General features: G+C 72.2%; 14 protein-coding genes. 6 read left to right on the forward strand and 8 right to left on the reverse strand.

What is annotated here, in order from left to right:
- Positions 1-180: 180 nt before the first annotated feature.
- On the reverse strand, positions 181-1,590 hold the full coding sequence (locus ABT085_RS28720; RefSeq protein WP_351614000.1) for an APC family permease: 1,410 nt from the start codon (positions 1,588-1,590) through the stop codon (positions 181-183).
- 383 nt (positions 1,591-1,973) lie between these two features.
- On the opposite strand from ABT085_RS28720, the gene ABT085_RS28725 reads away from it, so the two are divergent.
- Entirely contained in the window at positions 1,974-2,819 is an 846-nt protein-coding gene (locus ABT085_RS28725; RefSeq protein WP_351614002.1) for an SCO4651 family lipoprotein, read from the forward strand.
- A 118-nt stretch (positions 2,820-2,937) separates the two neighbouring features.
- On the opposite strand, the gene mmsA is transcribed toward ABT085_RS28725, so the two are convergent.
- The 5 genes from mmsA to iolC are packed head-to-tail and all read right to left on the reverse strand — an operon-like array spanning position 2,938 to position 9,223.
- A complete protein-coding gene (gene mmsA, locus ABT085_RS28730; RefSeq protein ID WP_351614005.1) occupies positions 2,938-4,440 on the reverse strand; it encodes a CoA-acylating methylmalonate-semialdehyde dehydrogenase in 1,503 nt (500 codons plus the stop codon).
- A gap of 14 nt (positions 4,441-4,454) precedes the next feature.
- A complete protein-coding gene (gene iolD, locus ABT085_RS28735; RefSeq protein WP_351614008.1) occupies positions 4,455-6,410 on the reverse strand; it encodes a 3D-(3,5/4)-trihydroxycyclohexane-1,2-dione acylhydrolase (decyclizing) in 1,956 nt (651 codons plus the stop codon).
- Positions 6,407-7,303 carry a 5-deoxy-glucuronate isomerase gene (iolB, locus tag ABT085_RS28740; protein WP_351614016.1) on the reverse strand — a complete coding sequence of 299 codons (897 nt, stop codon included), beginning with the start codon at positions 7,301-7,303 and terminating at the stop codon, positions 6,407-6,409. Before iolB ends, iolD begins: the two co-directional genes overlap by 4 nt.
- 7 nt (positions 7,304-7,310) lie before the next feature.
- A complete protein-coding gene (locus ABT085_RS28745; protein WP_351614040.1) occupies positions 7,311-8,201 on the reverse strand; it encodes a Cgl0159 family (beta/alpha)8-fold protein in 891 nt (296 codons plus the stop codon).
- Positions 8,202-8,254: 53 nt separating this feature from the next.
- Positions 8,255-9,223, reverse strand: a complete 969-nt coding sequence (gene iolC / locus ABT085_RS28750) for a 5-dehydro-2-deoxygluconokinase (RefSeq protein WP_351614019.1) — start codon at positions 9,221-9,223, stop codon at positions 8,255-8,257.
- A 122-nt stretch (positions 9,224-9,345) separates the two neighbouring features.
- Between iolC and ABT085_RS28755 the strand changes: the two genes are divergently transcribed.
- Positions 9,346-10,263 (forward strand): sugar phosphate isomerase/epimerase family protein, encoded by a 918-nt coding sequence (locus tag ABT085_RS28755; RefSeq protein WP_351614022.1) that lies wholly within the window; start codon positions 9,346-9,348, stop codon positions 10,261-10,263.
- Between the two features lie 272 nt (positions 10,264-10,535).
- On the forward strand, positions 10,536-10,736 hold the full coding sequence (locus ABT085_RS28760) for a helix-turn-helix transcriptional regulator (RefSeq protein ID WP_351614025.1): 201 nt from the start codon (positions 10,536-10,538) through the stop codon (positions 10,734-10,736).
- 35 nt (positions 10,737-10,771) lie between these two features.
- On the opposite strand, the gene ABT085_RS28765 is transcribed toward ABT085_RS28760, so the two are convergent.
- Both ABT085_RS28765 and ABT085_RS28770 read right to left on the reverse strand, forming a co-directional pair.
- Complete coding sequence (locus ABT085_RS28765; RefSeq protein WP_351614028.1) at positions 10,772-11,821, reverse strand: zinc-dependent alcohol dehydrogenase family protein; 1,050 nt, start codon at positions 11,819-11,821, stop codon at positions 10,772-10,774.
- 88 nt (positions 11,822-11,909) lie between these two features.
- Complete coding sequence (locus ABT085_RS28770) at positions 11,910-14,117, reverse strand: MMPL family transporter (protein ID WP_351614031.1); 2,208 nt, start codon at positions 14,115-14,117, stop codon at positions 11,910-11,912.
- A 305-nt stretch (positions 14,118-14,422) separates the two neighbouring features.
- Between ABT085_RS28770 and ABT085_RS28775 the strand changes: the two genes are divergently transcribed.
- The 3 genes from ABT085_RS28775 (at position 14,423) to ABT085_RS28785 (ending at position 17,847) form a co-directional block, all read left to right on the forward strand.
- Positions 14,423-15,016, forward strand: a complete 594-nt coding sequence (locus ABT085_RS28775) for a TetR/AcrR family transcriptional regulator (protein WP_351614042.1) — start codon at positions 14,423-14,425, stop codon at positions 15,014-15,016.
- 189 nt (positions 15,017-15,205) lie between these two features.
- Positions 15,206-15,445: a heavy-metal-associated domain-containing protein gene (locus ABT085_RS28780; protein ID WP_351614034.1), complete on the forward strand. Its 240-nt coding sequence runs from the start codon at positions 15,206-15,208 to the stop codon at positions 15,443-15,445.
- A gap of 92 nt (positions 15,446-15,537) precedes the next feature.
- Positions 15,538-17,847, forward strand: a complete 2,310-nt coding sequence (locus ABT085_RS28785; RefSeq protein WP_351614037.1) for a heavy metal translocating P-type ATPase — start codon at positions 15,538-15,540, stop codon at positions 17,845-17,847.
- Positions 17,848-18,408: the final 561 nt, after the last annotated feature.

The raw sequence follows: 18,408 nt of genomic DNA on the forward strand, positions 1-18,408 counted from the left end.
GCCCTCCCCCGGGTGTACGGGGCCGGTGCGGCGTACGCCGAGCGCGGTACGCGGGTCCGGCGGGCCGGGCCTGCGGGGGCGCCGCGGGAACGGCGTCGTCCTCGCCACCTGCCGGGAAGCAGGTGACGAGGACGACGGGAGGTGCAGCGGGTGACGGGGACCGCGTGGGCGCCCGGGGGCTCAGGCCTGGGCGTCCTCCGGGATGGACACCAGCCAGCGGGTGTCGCGGCGCGGGCGCAGGTAGAAGGCCCAGTAGAGGGTGGCGACGGCGGTGATGCCGCCGGTCCACAGCAGGTACTGCGTCTCCTGCTGGGTGAGGACGTAGGCGAGGACGACGATCAGCAGGATCGGCATCGCGGGCCACAGCGGCATCCGCCAGGCCGGGGTGTGCTTGTGGTGGCCGCGGCGGGCGAGCAGGGCGGCGACCGCGACGAGCAGGTACATGGCGGTCACCGACACGCCCGTGACGCCGTAGAGGGTGTCGAGGTTGACGAAGCAGAGGGCCGCGCCGGGGACGCCCACCAGCAGCGTGGCGACCCAGGGGGAGCCGAACCGGCCGAGCCGGGACAGACCGTTGTTGACCGGCTCGGGCCACGCCTTGTCACGGGCCGAGGCGAACAGGACGCGGGAGTTCTGGATGACCATGACGATGCCCGCGTTGATGATCGCGAGGGCGACGCAGAGGCTGACGAAGGTGCCGACGGCCGAGTTGGACCAGGCGGTGACCATGCTGCTGATGTCGCCGCCGGTGAGTTCCTGGATGTCGGAGGCGCCCATGGTGATGGCGACGACCGGGACCAGGATGACGACGGTGGAGATGGCGAGGGTGGCCAGCACCGTGCGGGCGACGTTGCGCCGCGGGTTCTCCAGCTCCTCGGAGAGGTAGACGGCGGTGGAGAAGCCCTGGGTGGCGAAGAGGGCGATGGCGAGCCCGGAGATCACGAGCATGCCCGTGACGGCGTCGGTGTGCCCGCCGGTCCCGCCGACCTGCATGGAGGTCAGGCTGCCGAGGCCGCGCTGGCTGTGGGTGAAGCCGAGCAGGGCCACCACTCCGGCGGCGACGACCTCGAGGACCAGGAAGATGCCGGTGATCCAGGCGTTGGCGCGCAGGTCGAGCAGTCCGGCGAGGGTGGCCAGCAGCATCACGCCGGCGCCGGTCATCGCCGGGTCGAGGTGCACCACGGGGGCGAGGTAGTCGGCGGTGCCGATGGCGATCACCGGCGGGACGATCATGACCACCAGCAGGGACATCACGAAGACCAGCCAGCCCGCGAGGCGTCCGGCCATCGTCGAGACCATGGCGTACTCGCCGCCGGCGCTGGGGATGAGGGTGCCCAGTTCCGAGTAGCAGAACGCCACGGCGATACAGAGGAGGGAGCCGATGGCGATGGTGAGGGCGGTGGCGGTGCCGAGCGAGCCGAACAGGTCGGGAATGACCACGAAGAGCGTGGACGCCGGGGTCACGCAGGAGAGCGTGAGCAGCGTGCCGCCGACGACTCCGATGGAACGCTTCAGTGTCCGGGGACTGCTGTCGGGGGCCTCGGTGACGTCGGAGACGTCGGGGGCGACAGGGCGGAGCGTATCGGTCATGCGGCGGTTCCGATCAACTGGTGCGGGAACTTCGGGCGGGAGCGCTATCGCCTCCGGCGGCTCGCGTCGTACGTCTTTTCGTCCGCTCCCGATGCCCGCATGGAACCCCGACGAAAACCGGTGCGTCAATAGCCGTTAACCTACGGAATTCGTAGATCGAAGCCGCTTGTGATCGCGAAATCCTCACTTCCGCCGGTCCGTTCCCCGCTTGAGGGCGATACGAGAATCGCAGCACACCCGTCAAAAGAATGTGAAGACGTCCGGAATGCGGACGTCCGAAACGTCCTGATCCTGTCTCCGGGCGGCAAATTGGGTCGCGGCGGTGTCGGTGGGGCCCACTAGAGTCGAGAGCACAGTCGAATCACAGCAACGGGTGGGGACAGATGAAGCTGAGGTACACGGCGGCCTGGGTGGGGTTCACGGCCGCCGCGCTGATGGCGACCTCCGCGTGCGGCGCGGGGCAGACGGCCAAGAAGGCGGCCGACAGCGTCGCCGACAACTCCGACAAGATCATGGCGGCGCTCACCCGGGCGTCCGACCGCACCGAGCAGCTCGGCTCGGCGTACGTGAAGATGTCCACCGACATGGGCACGGGCACCCCGGTCGCCATGGAGGGCACCTACTCCTGGGGCGACGGGTTCGCCTTCGACGCCGAGATGGACACCAAGGCCGCCCAGATGCAGCAGCTGACGTCCGCCCCGAAGGTCCGCATGCTGTTCGTCGACGGCGCCTACTACTACGACGTCGACCCGCAGCCCTCCGGCCCGCTCAAGGGCAAGGAGTGGATGAAGGTCGACGCGTCGGCGGTCTTCGGCAAGCAGGGCGCGCAGGCGCTGGCCGGCAGCGGCGGCGGCAGCCCGTCCGCGTCCATGAAGGGCCTCAAGTACGCCAACGACGTCGAGGACCTCGGCAAGGAGACCGTCGACGGGCAGAGCACGACCCACTACCGGGCCGTGATCGACAAGGCGCACATGGGCAAGCTCAAGGACGCCTACGGCGACAAGGACAGCCTCTTCGGCTCCGTGACCGGCGGCACCGACTCGATCACGATGGACGTCTGGGTCGGCGCCAAGGACCTGCCCGTGCGCATGAAGGAGAAGTTCGGAGCGGCCACGGTCACCATGGACTTCGAGAAGTTCGGCGCCACCGCCGCGGTCAAGGCGCCCCCGGCCTCGCAGGTCGGCGACGTCACCGAGCAGATCAAGAAGGCCCAGTCGGCACAGCACTGACCCCGGCCCCGGTCCGGCACCGGAGTGACGGTGCCCCGCCCTCCCGGTGCCGGGCGGGCGGGGCCTCGCGGGCCGAGGGGCCGCCGGGTGTGTCCGGACCGGCCCCGACCGCTACGGCTCAGTGGTTGCGCGGGAAGCCGAGGTCGACGCCCGAGGGGGCCTCGGACGGGTCCGGCCAGCGCGTGGTGACGACCTTGCCGCGGGTGTAGAAGTGCGTGCCGTCGTTGCCGTAGATGTGGTGGTCGCCGAAGAGCGAGTCCTTCCAGCCGCCGAACGAGTGGTAGCCCACCGGCACCGGGATCGGCACGTTGACACCGACCATGCCCGCCTCGATCTCCAGCTGGAAGCGGCGCGCTGCACCGCCGTCCCGGGTGAAGATCGCGGTGCCGTTGCCGAAGGGCGAGGCGTTGATCAGCGCCACACCCTCCTCGTAGGTGTCCACGCGCAGCACGCACAGCACGGGGCCGAAGATCTCGTCCCGGTACGCGTCGGCCGAGGTCGGCACCCGGTCGAGCAGCGAGAGACCGACCCAGTGGCCGTCCTCGAAGCCCTCGACGGTGTGGCCGGTGCCGTCCAGGACGACCTCGCAGCCCTGCGCCGCCGCGCCCGTCACATAGGAGGCGACCTTGTCGCGGTGGGCCTTGGTGATCAGCGGGCCCATCTCGGAGGACGGGTCGTTGCCGGGGCCGATCTTGATCTTCTCGGCGCGCTCGCGGATCTTGTCCACCAGCTCGTCGCCGACCGCGCCGACCGCGACGACGGCCGAGATGGCCATGCAGCGCTCACCGGCGGAGCCGTAGGCGGCCGACACGGCGGCGTCGGCGGCCGCGTCCAGGTCGGCGTCGGGGAGGACCAGCATGTGGTTCTTGGCGCCGCCCAGCGCCTGTACGCGCTTGCCGTTGGCGGCGGCCGTGGTGTGGATGTAGCGGGCGATCGGGGTCGAGCCGACGAAGGAGACGGCCTTGACGTCCGGGTGCTCGAGGAGACGGTCGACGGCGACCTTGTCACCCTGCACGACGTTGAAGACACCGTCCGGCAGTCCGGCCTCGGCGAGCAGCTCGGCGAGCTTGAGGGAGACCGACGGGTCCTTCTCGGACGGCTTCAGCACGAAGGTGTTGCCGCACGCGATGGCGATCGGGAACATCCACATCGGGACCATCGCCGGGAAGTTGAACGGCGTGATGCCCGCGACGACACCCAGCGGCTGCCGGATCGAGGACACGTCGACCCGGGAGGCCACCTCTGTGGACAGCTCGCCCTTGAGCTGCACGGTGATCCCGCAGGCCAGCTCGACGATCTCCAGGCCGCGCGCCACCTCGCCCAGCGCGTCCGAGTGCACCTTGCCGTGCTCGGCGGTGATCAGCTCGGCGATCTCGTCGCGGTGCTCGTCCAGCAGGGCGCGGAACTTGAACAGGATCGCGGTCCGCTTGGCCAGCGACGAGGTGCCCCAGGTCGCCCAGGCGTCCTTCGCGGCGGCCACCGCCGCGTCCACCTCGTCGACCGTCGCGAACGCGACCTTCGTGGTGACCGCGCCGGTCGCCGGGTCGGTGACCGGCCCGAACGTACCCGACGCGCCTTCGACGGCCTTGCCGCCGATCCAGTGGTTGACGATCTTCGTCATGCCCAGTAGCTCCTTCACAGATGGCGGCGTCGGGTGGAGACGTGCCGTTCGTACAGCTCGCGCGCCTCGACCGCCGACCTCCGGGTCGCGGTCTCGGCCACAGGTACATCCCACCAGGCCTGTGCCGGGGGCGGGCCCGACACTGTGTCTGCGGTTTCGGTCTCCACGTAGACACATGTGGGAGTGTCGGCGGCCCGTGCCCGCGCGAGGGCCGCGCGCAGTTCCCGGACCGTCCCCGCGCGCAGCACCCGCATCCCGAGGCTGGCCGCGTTGGCGGCGAGATCGACGGGCAGCGGCGCTCCCGTGTACGTACCGTCGCCGGACCGGTGGCGGTACGCCGTCCCGAACCGCTCGGCGCCGACCGACTCCGACAGACCGCCGATGGACGCGTAGCCGTGGTTCTGCACCAGCAGCATCTTGATCGCGATGCCTTCCTGCACGGCGGTGACGATCTCGGTCGGCATCATCAGATAGGTACCGTCGCCCACCAGTGCCCACACCGGGCGGTCCGGCGCGGCGATTTTCACCCCGATGGCGGCCGGGATCTCGTAGCCCATGCAGGAGTAGCCGTACTCCAGGTGGTACTGGTCGTACGAGCGGGCCCGCCAGAGCTTGTGCAGGTCGCCGGGGAGGGAGCCGGCCGCGTTGATGATCACGTCCGTCCCGTCGACGAGGGCGTCCAGCACGCCCAGCACCTGCGCCTGGGTGGGCCGCAGATCCGGGTCGGCGGCCGCGTAGCAGGCGTCGACGCGCCGCTCCCAGCGCTCCTTGCCCTCGGTGTACTCCTCGGCGTACGCCTGCGCGACCCGGTGGTCGTGCACGGCCAGTGCCTCGGTCAGCTCCTGGAGGCCGCTGCGGGCATCCGCGATCAGGGGCAGCCCGCCGAGCTTGTGGCCGTCGAAGGCGGCGATGTTGAGGTTGAGGAAGCGCACGCCGTCGCCGCCGAACAGGGTGTGGGAGGCGGTGGTGAAGTCGGTGTACCGGGTCCCGACGCCGATCACCAGGTCGGCGGCGCGGGCCAGGTCGTCGGCGGTCGCCGTGCCGGTGTGGCCGACGCCTCCGACGTCCTGCGGATGGTCGTGGCGCAGGGAGCCCTTGCCGGCCTGGGTGGAGGCGACCGGGATGCGGGTGGCGGCGGCGAACTCCGCGAGCGCGTCCTCGGCCCGGCTGTGGTGGACCCCGCCGCCCGCGACCAGCAGCGGCCGCCGTGCGGCGCGGATGGCCCGGACCGCCTCGGCGAGCTCCGCCGGGTCGGCGCCGGGACGGCGGACCGGCCAGGTGCGCTCGGCGAAGAACTCCGGCGGCCAGTCGTACGCCTCGGCCTGCACGTCCTGCGGCAGGGCGAGCGTGACGGCCCCCGTCTCCACCGGGTCGGTGAGCACGCGCATCGCCTGGAGGGCGGCCGGGATCAGCGCCTCGGGGCGGGTGATCCGGTCGAAGTGGCGCGACACCGGGCGCAGACAGTCGTTGACCGACACATCGCCCGCGTACGGGACTTCGAGCTGTTGGAGGACCGGGTCGGCGACCCGGGTGGCGAAGATGTCGCCGGGCAGCAGCAGCACCGGCAGATGGTTGACCGTGGCCAGCGCGGCCCCGGTGACGAGGTTCGTCGCGCCCGGACCGATGGAGGTGGTCACTGCGTGCGTCGACAGCCGGTTCGACTGCCGGGCGTAGCCGACCGCCGCGTGCACCATGGACTGCTCGTTGCGGCCCTGGTGGTACGGCATGGCGTCGGCGTACTCGACCAGCGCCTGGCCGATCCCGGCGACGTTCCCGTGCCCGAAGATGCCCCAGGTCGCGCCGATCAGCCGCTGCCGGACGCCGTCCCGCTCGGTGTACTGGACGGACAGGAAGCGGACGAGGGCCTGCGCGACGGTGAGCCTCGTCGTCGAGCCGGACGAGATCGGTGAAGTGGACGAGGCTGGTGCGGTGGACGAGGTCTGCGAGGGCGGCGAGGTCTGCGAGGTCATCGGTAGCCTCCTGTGCTGTCCACGTGGTCCGGGTGGAAGCGGATCCGCCACTCCCGCGTCGCGCCCGGTCCCGCCATGACGTTGAGGTAGTACATGGCGTGCCCCGGCTGGGCGACGGACGGGCCGTGCCACCCGTCCGGGACGAGCACGACGTCGCCGGTGCGGACCTCGGCGAGGACGTCGGATCCGCCCTCGCGGGAGGGAGACACGCGCTGGTAGCCGAACCCGTTCGGGCCGTCGATCTCGAAGTAGTAGATCTCCTCCAGCTCCGACTCCTCACCGGGCCGGTGCTCGTCGTGCTTGTGCGGCGGGTACGAGGACCAGTTGCCGCCGGGAGTGACGACCTCCACGGCGATCAGCCGGTCGCACTCGAACGCGTCGGCGGAGGCGAAGTTGCGCACCTGGCGGGCGCAGGTGCCGCTGCCGCGCTGCTCGACGGGGACCTCCGGCGCGGGGCCGTAGCGGGCGGGGAGTCGTCGCTCGCACTTCGCTCCTGCCAGGGCGAAGCGGCCTCCCGCGCCGGAGGCGATCTGGACCTGGGCGTCCCGGGGCACGTAGGCGAAGTCGGAGACTCCGCTGAAGACGCTTTCCCTGCCCAGGAGTTGAAACTCTCTCCGCTCTGTCCGCACGGTACATCCGCCTTCCAGCGGAAGCACGATCCATTCACTTCCCCCGCTGGTGAACGTATGCGTTCCGCCCGGTGTCAGCTCGACGACCCGCAGACTGCTGTACGCCCAACCGGCCCGCTCGGGGCCGATGTCGAGCACGTGCCGCGCGTCGGCGGTGCTGCCCCTGGGCACGTGGAGCCGCGTGCCCGCCGTGGTGCTTGCCGCGGTGTTCGTCGTGGCGCTTGTCCTGGTGTCTGTCGTGGTGTGCGGCTCGTTGTCCGTCATCCGGCCCTCACAGCAGTCCTACGGCGGTGTCCACGGCGGCGGCCACGTCCCCGTCCGCCGGGTAGAGCAGCGATCGGCCGACCACCAGGCCCTGGACGGTGGGCAGTTGCAGGGCGCCGCGCCACTTCTCGTAGGCGGCGACCTGGTCCTCGACCAGACCGCCCACCTCGCCGCCGAGCAGGACGGCGGGCAGCGTGGAGGTCTCCATCACCCGGGCCATGTCGTCGGGGTTCTCGGTGACCGGCACCTTCAGCCAGGTGTAGGCCGAACTGCCGCCCAGGCCGGAGGCGATGGCGAGGGAACGGGTGACGGCGTCGGCCGACAGATCGTTGCGGAGCCGGCCGTCGGGGGCGCGGCGGCTGATGAACGGCTCGACGAAGACGGGCAGTCGGCGCGCGGCCATCTCGTCGATGGCACGGGCGGTGGACTCCAGGGTGGTGAGGGAGCCCGGGTCGTCGTAGTCGATGCGCAGCAGCAGCTTGCCCGCGTCGAAGCCGAGGCGGTGGATGTCCTCGGGACGGTGCCCGGTGAAGCGGTCGTCGAGTTCGAAGGACGCACCCTGGAGGCCCCCGCGGTTCATGGAGCCCATGACGACCTTGTGGTCGAGGGCGCCGAGCAGCAGCAGGTCGTCCAGGATGTCCGCGGTGGCCAGGACGCCGTCCACACCCGGCCGGGACAGCGCCAGGCACAGGCGCTCCAGCAGGTCGGCGCGGTTGGCCATGGCGAGGCCGCGGCCGCCGGCGCCGAGGGCACCGCGGGCCGGATGGTCGGCGGCGACGATCATCAGCCGGCCGTGGTCGCCGAGCAGCGGTCTGCGCCGGCGGCGGGCGGCGGCCTCGGCGATCCGCTCGGGGTGCCGGGTGCGGATGCGCACGAGTTCCGCGACGTCCACGCGCACGCGCGCGAGCCCGGATCCGCCTTCGCGGTGGACCTCGCCGACGCGGCCGGCCCTCACAGCACCGCTCCGGCGGTGAGCGCGGCGTCGATCTCGTCCGGGGTGGGCATCGCGGAGGAGCACTCCAGCCGGGAGGCGACGATGGCGCCGGCCGCGTTGGCGTACCGCATGGTCCGCTCCAGGTCCCAGCCGCTCAGCAGGCCGTGGCAGAGGGCGCCCCCGAAGGCGTCGCCGGCGCCCAGGCCGTTGAGGACGTTCACGGGCAGCGGCGGCACCTCGGCGCACCCGCCCTCCCGGTCGACGGCGAGGACGCCCTCGGGGCCCTGCTTGACGACGGCGAGTTCGACGCCGGCCGCCAGCAGGGCGCGGGCGGCGGCGTGCGGCTCGCGCAGCCCGGTGGCGACCTCCACCTCGTCGAGGTTGCCGACGGCGACGGTGGCGTGGCGCAGCGCCTCGGCGTAGAAGGGGCGCGCGGTGGCGGGCGGATCGCTCCCGTTCCCGCCCTTCCAGAACATGGGGCGCCAGTCGAGGTCGAAGACGGTCGTACCGGCCCGGGCACGGTGGGCGAGGGCCGCCAGGGTCGCCGTACGGCTCGGCTCCTCGCTCAGGCCGGTGCCGGTGACCCAGAAGACGTGCGCGTCGCGGACGGCGCCGAGGTCGAGGTCGCGGGCGTGGATCTCCAGGTCGGGCGCCTTGGGCCGGCGGTAGAAGTACAGCGGGAAGTCGTCCGGCGGGAAGATCTCGCAGAAGGTGACCGGGGTCGGCAGCCCGGGGACGGGGGTGACCCAGCGGTCGTCCACGCCGAAGCCGCGCAGGGCTTCGTGCAGATAGGCGCCGAAGGGGTCGTCGCCCGTCCGGGTGATCACGGCGGTGCTCCGGCCGAGCCGGGCCGCGGCGACGGCGACATTGGTGGCGGAGCCGCCGAGGAACTTCCCGAAGGCCGACACCTGGGCCAGGGGCACGCCCGCCTGCAACGGATAGAGGTCCACTCCGATCCGCCCCATGGTGATCAGGTCGTACGCCATCGGGTTCCCTTCGCCTCGGCTCCTCCCGGTTCTAGTGCCGGACCCCGAGCCCTGTCAATGTTTTGTCCGGACATTCGGACCAGAGCTTGACACCCGTCTGCCGGAACCGCACGCTGACGGCCATGACTTCGTTGTCGCCGCAGTCCTCACTCTCCCGTATCCGGATCGGTTCGGCGCCCGACTCATGGGGGGTCTGGTTCCCGGACGACCCGCAGCAGGTGCCCTGGCAGCGCTTTCTCGACGAGGTCGCCGCCGCCGGCTACGAGTGGATCGAGCTGGGGCCGTACGGATATCTGCCGAGCGATCCGGCCGTGCTCGCCGAGGAGACCGCGCGGCGCGGCCTGAAGGTGTCGGCCGGGACCGTCTTCACCGGCCTGCACCACGGTCCGGACGTGTGGGACCGGACCTGGGCGCACGTCTCGGACATCGCGGCGCTGACCCGGGCGACGGGCGCCGCCCACCTGGTCGTCATCCCGTCCTTCTGGCGGGACGACAAGACCGGCGAGGTGCTGGAGCCGGACACGCTGACACCGCGGCAGTGGCGCGATCTCACCTCGCTGACCGAGCGGCTGGGGCACGAGGTGCGCGAGCGGTACGGGCTGGAGATCGTCGTCCACCCGCACGCCGACACCCACATCGACAGCGAGGAGAACGTCACCCGCTTCCTCGACGGCACGGACCCGGCGCTGGTGTCGCTGTGCCTGGACACCGGGCACTACGCGTACTGCGGCGGCGACAGCGTCAAGCTGATCGAGACCTACGGCGAGCGCATCGGGTATCTGCACCTGAAGCAGGTCGACCCGGAGATCCTGGCGCAGGTGCGGGCGCAGGAGATCCCGTTCGGGCCGGCCGTGGCCCGCGGTGTCATGTGCGAACCCCCGTCCGGGGTGCCCGCGCTGGGGCCGGTGCTGGAGGCGGCGCAGAAGCTGGACGTGGACCTCTTCGCGATCGTCGAGCAGGACATGTACCCGTGCGAGCCGGACCGGCCGCTGCCGATCGCCCGGCGGACCCGGGCGTTCCTGAGGTCCTGCGGAGCCTAGAGCCTGCCCAACCCCAGGGCCTGCCCAACCGCAGGGCCGGACAGGCCCTGGGACCCGGGGAGCCATTGCTTCACTTCTGTCACAAATGCCCCTGGCATGTCACGGATGTCGCGTGTACGCGGGTTTCACGTCACACCCGGGCGACGGACAGGGCCGGGTCCTCACTCCGCGTCGTTCACGGGACACAGGCTCGTGATCGCCAGCGCAGCGCCCGGCTCCCCAGACGGCCACCCCCCGGCCGCCGCTGCGGCACGCGCAGGGAGGTGCAACCCATGACCGACCGAAGGCTCTGGTCTTACAAGGAGATCGCGGCGCACATCAAGGTGCAGCCGGACACCGTACGGTCCTACCGCAAGCACGGACTGCTGCCCCCGCCCGACCATGTGGAGAGCGGAAAGCCCTACTGGTACATCGAGACCGTCCGCTCCTGGGTCGCGTCCAGGCCCGGCAACCGGGGACGCAGAGCGGACTGAGCGACCGGCCCGGTCCGCCGGCCCGGTACGTCCGGTCAGCTCCACGGCTCGATGACCGTGACACCGGCGCCCGGGGCCGCCGGTGTCCCCATCGCGGCGAGCGCGTCCGGCGCCGCGTCCAGCGGGATCGTCTCCGTCACCAGCAGGTCGGGGCGCAGGACGCCCGCGCCGACGAGCCCGAGCATCGCGGGATAGGCGTGCGCGGCCATGCCGTGGCTGCCGAGCAGTTCCAGTTCCAGGGCGACGGCGCGGGCCATGGGGACGGGGGTCGTGCCGTCCGCCGACGGCAGCAGGCCGACCTGGACGTGCCGGCCGCGGCGGCGCAGCCCGTTCACCGAGGCCGCGCAGGTGGCCGGGGAGCCGAGGGCGTCCAGGGAGAGGTGGGCGCCGCCCGCGGTGAGCTCGCGGACCGCGTGCGCCGGGTCCGCCGTACGGCCGGCGTCGACGCACTGCGCCGCGCCGAACTTCCGGGCCAGGTCGAGGGCCCCCGGCGCCACGTCGACGGCGACGACCCGTGCCCCCGCCGCGGCCGCGATCATCACCGCCGACAGGCCGACGCCTCCGCAGCCGTGCACCGCGACCCACTCCCCCGCCGTCACCCGGCCCTGCTGCACCACCGCCCGGAACGCCGTCGCGAACCGGCAGCCGAGCGAGGCCGCGGTGGCGAAGGACATTCCGTCGGGGACGGCGACCAGGTTCACGTCGGCGTGGTCCAGGGCCACGTACTGGGCGAAGGAGCCCCAGTGGGTGAAGCCCGGCTGGGTCTGGCGCTCGCACACCTGCTGTTCCCCCGCCGCGCAGGCCCGGCAGGTGCCGCAGGCGCAGACGAACGGGACGGTGACCCGGTCGCCGGGACGCCAGGCGGTCACCCGGGGGCCCACCGCCTCGACGACACCGGCGAGTTCATGGCCGGGCACATGCGGCAGGGTGATGTCCGGATCGTGGCCCTGCCAGCCGTGCCAGTCGCTGCGGCACAGCCCGGTGGCCTCCACCCGCACCACGACCCCGTGCCCGGCAGGGCGCGGATCGGCCACCTCCCGCACCTCGGCCGCTTCGCCGTACCGCTCGAACACCACAGCCCGCATGTGCCCCTGCCCCCTCTTCGTCGTCTGCCGCCGTCTCCGGGCCCCGGGGCCGGCCGCCCCGGGGTTCCCGTGCCGCTCCGGCGGAACGCTATCCGGGCACGCCGACCTTGTCCCGGTCCGGCAGGGACCCGGCCGCCTCGGCGGATTCCCCCTCGCTCAGTCCGAACCGCTGATGGAACCGGCGCAGCGGGGCCGGCGCCCACCAGGTCGCACGGCCCGTGAGCCGCATGATCGCCGGGACCAGCAGGCTGCGGACGACCATCGCGTCCATCAGCACGGCCAGCGCGATGCCCAGCCCCAGCATCTTGGTGTTGGTCACCCGGGAGGTGCCGATGGCGACCATCACCACGGCGAGGATGACCGCGGCGGCGGTGATCAGGCCGCCGGTGCGCTGGAGGCCGTGCCGGACCGCCTCGCGGTGGTCGCCGGTGTGGTCGTACTCCTCCTTGATGCGGGAGAGCAGGAACACGCCGTAGTCCATGGAGAGGCCGAAGGCCACGCAGAACATCAGGACGGGCAGGGTGGTCTCGATGGAACCGGGGCTGGTGAAGCCGAGCAGGCCGGAGAGATGGCCGTCCTGGAAGACCCAGACCACCGCGCCGAACATCGCCGTCAGGCTGAGCGCGTTCAGCAGGACGGCCTGCACCGGGATGAGCACGCTGCCGGTGAGGAGGAAGACCAGCAGCAGGGTGACGACCGCGATGAACACGGCCGCCCAGGGCAGGCGCTGCGCGATGGCGTGCTTGGAGTCGACCAGGACCGCGGCCGTGCCGGTCACCTTGGTGTCGAACGGGGCGTCCAGGGAGCGCAGGTCGCCGACCAGCCGCTGGGCGGCGTCGTCCACGGCCTCGCCCTTCGGCAGCACCGTGAAGTACGCCGAGTCGCCCCGCACCAGGGGACCGTCGACCCCCGCCACCTCCGGCAGGGCGGCGATCCGAGCCTTGTAGGCGGCGTACTGCGGCTGGGTCGCGGCGCCCTCGGCGAGGATCTCCAGACCGCCGCCGGGGTTGCCCGGGAAGTCGTCGCGGATGTGCTGCTGCACGGCGTGGGACTCGGCCGTGGTGGGCAGCTGGCGGTCGTCCGCGGTGCCGAACTTCACGCCCAGGAAAGGCAGGCCGAGCAGGACGAGGACGGCCGTGGTGGCCAGCGCGAAGAACGGGGCCCGGCGCATGACCAGGTTCGCCGTGCGCGCCCAGGCGGTGCCCTCCTCGCCGGGGCTCCTCGGGGTCCGGCCGCGGCGCAGCAGCCGGCGCAGGTCGAGCGAGTCGACCCGGTGGCCGAGCAGGACCAGCGCGGCCGGGAGCAGGATCAGGGCGGCCGCGGCGGCCAGCAGGACCACCGCGATGCCCGCGTAGGCGAAGGAGCGCAGGAAGTACTGCGGGAAGACGAGCATCGCCGCCAGGGACACGGCGACCGTGAGCGCGGAGAACAGGACCGTGCGCCCGGCCGTGCGCAGGGTGGTGGCGACGGCGGTCGGCGGTTCGGCGCCGGTGGACAGTTCCTCGCGGTAGCGGCGGACGACGAACAGGGCGTAGTCGATGGCCAGGCCCAGGCCGAGGGCCGTGGTGAGGTTCATCGCGAAGACCGAGACGTCGGTGAACTCGGACAGACCGCGCAGCACCGCGTTGGTCCCGAGGATCGCGACGATGCCGATGCCGAGCGGCAGCAGGGCGGCGACCGCGCTGCCGAAGACCATCACCAGCAGCACCAGGGTGATCGGCAGGGCGATCATCTCGGCCCGGGTCAGGTCCTCACGGATGATCGTCTGCATCTCGTGCCGTACCGCGACGATGCCGCCGACCTTCACCGTCAGCGGGCCCCGCGTCCCCCGGTAGGAGGGCGCGATGCGGTCCAGGGTGTCGCCCATCGCCTTCTCGTCGCCCGTGATGCGGGCGGCGATCAGCGCCTCGTGGCCGTCCTCGGCACGCAGGGCCGGGGCCTTGGACTGCCAGTAGGAGCCGACGCCGGTCACGCCCTTCTCCCGGGCCAGCCGCGCGGTGAGGCGGTTCGCCTCGGCGGCGACGGCCGGGTCGTCCACCGAGGCGGCGCCGGTGTCTATCAGCAGCAGGAGGTTGGGCTGGGAGCCGGGGAACTCGCGCTCCAGCGCCTTCGTGGCGTAGGTCGACTGTGCGTCCGGGTCCTCCCAGCCGCCGCTGCCCAGGCGGTCGGCGACCCCGCTGCCGGCCAGCACGGCGAGCACCGTGAGCACCAGGGCGGCCAGCAGCGACAGCCGTGGGCGCGCGGTCACGAGACGCGTCCATCCTCCGACGCGGGGTGGCCTGTTGACTTCGGTCATTGTGCGGTGTCCCCTTCACCGTGATCCGTGATCCGTGCTGTACGCAGGCAGGAGCATGGGTCGGTCATTGCCATAGACTGGCAAACACGAGACATCGCTCGCGTTTCTCCAGAATGCGAGCGGCCGCTCGCGTTTGTCAATCGCGTGCCGAGAGCTGGGGATAACGCGTGCCCGACAAGTCCGACACCTGGGAGCAGAACCGGCCGTCCGAGCGAGGACAGCCCGAACAGGGACGGCCCTCCGAGCAGGAGCAGGCCGCCGAGCAGGGGCAGCCGCGCCGCCGTCAGGCGCGCGGCGAGCGCCGTATCGCCCAGCTGCTCGAGGCCGCGGCCAGCGTCTTCTGCACGACCGGGTACACGGCCGCCAGCACCAACGCCATCGCCCGCGAGGCGGGCGTCTCGCCCGGCACGCTCTACCAGTTCTTCCCGAACAAGGAAGCGATCGCCATCGAGCTGGGCGACCGGCTCATGCACGAGATGCGCGAGACCTACGGCGAGGCCCTCGCCCCGGTCGACCCCGCGACCCCGCTGGAGGACGCGGTCGGCGCCGCCGTCGACCGCTTCATCGCGTTCAACTGCGACCATCCGGTGTTCTTCGCGCTGATGCACGGCCCCGACATCCCCGGCCGGATCGCCGAGGAGCACGACGCGCTGCACGCCACGCTGCTCGCCCGGATAGAGGACCTGCTCTCCTCGTTCCTGCCGGACGCGGCCCCGGCCGACCTGTCCCGCACCGCGCACCTGTGCCTGGGCCTGTACAAGGCGGGCCTGGAGCTGGTCCTGGGCCACGAGGGCGCCGAGCGCGCCGCGTACGTCCAGGAGCTGAAGAACGCGCTGACCCGGTATCTCGCCCCGCTGGTCGGCGACCGGCTCGGCCGCCCCGCACCCCCGGCCTCCTGACCGGGGACCGTCCGCGACCGCCCCCGCTCCGGCCCGGCCCACCCCCGGGCGTCGACCCGGCCCGGCCCACCGGCCGACCCCGACCCGCCCGGACTCCTCCTGGATTCATACCCCCTAGGGGTATAGTGTGGAGACGGTGGCCCCCCGTGGGCCCCGCCGGCCCCACCCGCCTCGACGAGGAGCAACGACATGACCGCCCAGACCGACACCCCGGGTACCGTGACCGCCGTCTACAAGGTGAGCGGGATGAGCTGCGGACACTGCGAGGGCTCGGTCTCCGCCGAGATCTCCCAGATCCCCGGCGTCACCTCGGTGACGGCCGTCGCCGCCGACGGCGACGTCACCGTCGTCTCGGCCGGCCCGCTGGACGAGAAGGCGCTGCGCGCCGCCGTCGACGAGGCCGGCTTCGAGCTGGTCGGCAGGGCCTGAGCGGCATTCCCGTACCCGCTTCCCGACCGGGCCGTGCCTGCCGGCCGACACCGCCGGCGCACGGCCCGTTCCGTTCTCTGGAGCACGGACACATGACCAGCACCGCCACGGACACCTCGATAGACGCCCCCGGCGCCCCCGCGGGCAGCACCGCGACCGCCGAGGTCGAACTGCTCGTCGGCGGGATGACCTGCGCCTCCTGCGCGGCCCGCGTCGAGAAGAAGCTCAACCGCATGGACGGCGTCACCGCCACGGTCAACTTCGCGACGGAGCGGGCCAGGATCGTCCACCCCGCCGGGATCCAGGTGGCCGACCTGATCGCGACCGTCGTGAAGACCGGCTACACGGCCGAGGTGCCCGCACCGCCCGCCCCCCGGGAGCCCGAGCCCCAGGAGACCGGCCCCCAGGAGCCCGGGGCGCGAAAGCCGGCACCCGATGCCGACCCGGAGCTCGCGTCGCTGCGCCGGCGCCTGCTCGTCTGCGCCGCGCTCGCGCTGCCCGTCGTGCTGCTCGCGATGGTCCCCGCCTGGCAGTTCGACAACTGGCAGTGGCTCTCGCTCACCCTGGCCGCCCCCGTGGCCGTCTGGGGCGGTCTGCCCTTCCACCGCGCCGCCTGGACGAACCTGCGGCACGGCGCGGCCACCATGGACACCCTGGTGTCGGTCGGCACGCTGGCCGCGTTCGGCTGGTCGGTGTGGGCGCTGTTCTTCGGCACCGCGGGCATGCCGGGTATGCGGCACGGCTTCGACCTCACCCTCTCCCGTACGGACCCCTCCTCGACGCTCTATCTGGAGGTCGCCGCCGGGGTCACCGTCTTCATCCTGCTGGGCCGCTGGCTGGAGGCCCGCTCCAAGCGGCGGGCCGGCGCGGCCCTGCGGGCCCTGCTGGAACTCGGCGCGAAGGACGTCGCGGTGCTGCGGGACGGGCGCGAGGTGCGTATCCCGGTGGCCCTGCTGGCGGTCGGGGACCGGTTCGTCGTACGGCCCGGGGAGAAGATCGCGACCGACGGCACGGTCGTCGAGGGAGCCTCGGCGGTGGACGCGTCCATGCTGACCGGCGAGTCGGTACCGGTGGACGTGACGGCGGGGGACGCGGTGACCGGCGCGACCGTCAACGCCGGGGGACGGCTGGTCGTCGAGGCCACCCGGGTCGGCACCGACACCCAGCTGGCGCGGATGGCGCGGCTGGTGGAGGACGCGCAGAACGGCAAGGCGCAGGTGCAGCGGCTCGCCGACCGGATCTCCGGGATCTTCGTGCCCGTGGTGCTGCTGCTGGCGGCCGCCACCTTCGGCGGGTGGTTCCTCGCCACCGGGGAGCCGGCCGCCGCCTTCACCGCGGCCGTCGCGGTGCTGATCATCGCCTGCCCGTGCGCGCTGGGCCTGGCCACCCCGACCGCGCTGCTGGTCGGCACCGGGCGCGGGGCGCAGCTGGGCATCCTGATCAAGGGACCCGAGGTGCTGGAGTCCACGCGCCGGGTCGACACGGTCGTGCTGGACAAGACCGGCACGGTCACCACGGGCCGGATGACCCTCCAGGAGGTGTACGTCGCCGACGGCGCCGACGAGCGGCAGGTGCTGCGGCTCGCGGGCGCTCTGGAGCACGCCTCCGAGCACCCCGTCGCGCGCGCGGTCGCGGCGGGCGCCGAGGAGCGGACCGGGGCCCTGCCCGCGGTCGAGCGCTTCGAGAACGTCCCGGGGCGGGGTGTGCGCGGGTGGGTGGAGGGGCACGAGGTGGCCGTGGGGCGGCTCGCCGAGCTGTCCGCCGTCCTGCCCGCGGAGCTGGCCCGTGCCCAGGAGGAGGCCGAGCGGGCCGGGCGTACCGCCGTCGTGGTCGGCTGGGACGGAGCGGTACACGGGGTCCTCGCGGTGGCGGACGCGGTCAGGGCGACCAGCGCCGAGGCCGTACGGGAGCTGCGCGCGCTGGGACTCACGCCGGTGCTGCTGACCGGGGACAACCGGGCGGTGGCCGGGAGCGTGGCACGGACGGTCGGCATCGACCAGGTGATCGCGGAGGTGCTGCCCGAGGACAAGGTCGCGGTCGTACGGCGGCTCCAGGGCGAGGGGCGGACCGTGGCCATGGTCGGTGACGGGGTCAACGACGCGGCGGCGCTGGCCACCGCGGACCTGGGCCTTGCGATGGGCACGGGGACCGACGCGGCGATCGAGGCGAGCGATCTGACGCTGGTGCGCGGGGACCTGCGGGCGGCCGCGGACGCCATCCGGCTGTCCCGGCGGACGCTGGCCACGATCAAGGGCAACCTGGTGTGGGCGTTCGGCTACAACGTGGCCGCGCTGCCGCTGGCCGCCGCGGGGCTGCTGAACCCGATGATCGCGGGGGCGGCCATGGCCTTCTCGTCCGTGTTCGTGGTGAGCAACAGCCTGCGGCTGCGGACCTTCCGCTGAGGCACCCTTCGTTACCGAGGATCAACATCACGTCACCGCATCGGAAGTAAGAGTCCCCCTAGAGTCCGGCGCGAGCCTCACATAAGCTCTTCACAAGGCTCGCGCATCATCCTTACGCTTGAGCCCCGATCGGCGTATCAGGACTCTTGTGCACCTAACGGACATTGGCAAGAGACGCAGATCACAGTGCTGTGAACGTAACCATCGAAGGGATTCGAAGGTCTAAGTTTGGCGATGTCAGGGAGCGTCTTGGGGGGCGCCTCCTGGCATCTGGGGATGTCTTGGGGGACTTCCTCAGAGATGCGTCGCCGGGGCACACACACCGGGGAGCTTTGAGCGGCCCTCCCAGCGTGCGGTGTCCCGGCAGATCGCAGGTACCGACCAGTACGTACGACGTGCTCGTTCTGTTCAACAACCGCATACGGCAATACAGCGATTCAGGCGCTGCCTCAGACGCCCGGCCGGATCCCGTGGGGGGAATCCGCACCGGGACATGGGAAGGCGCCCTGCACGCCGGCCCCGGGGGGGGGCCGGCGGCGGGGGGCGAGAGCTGTTAAAGAA

This window comes from Streptomyces sp. NPDC002265 (assembly GCF_040296125.1).
In the GTDB taxonomy this organism is placed as follows: domain Bacteria; phylum Actinomycetota; class Actinomycetes; order Streptomycetales; family Streptomycetaceae; genus Streptomyces.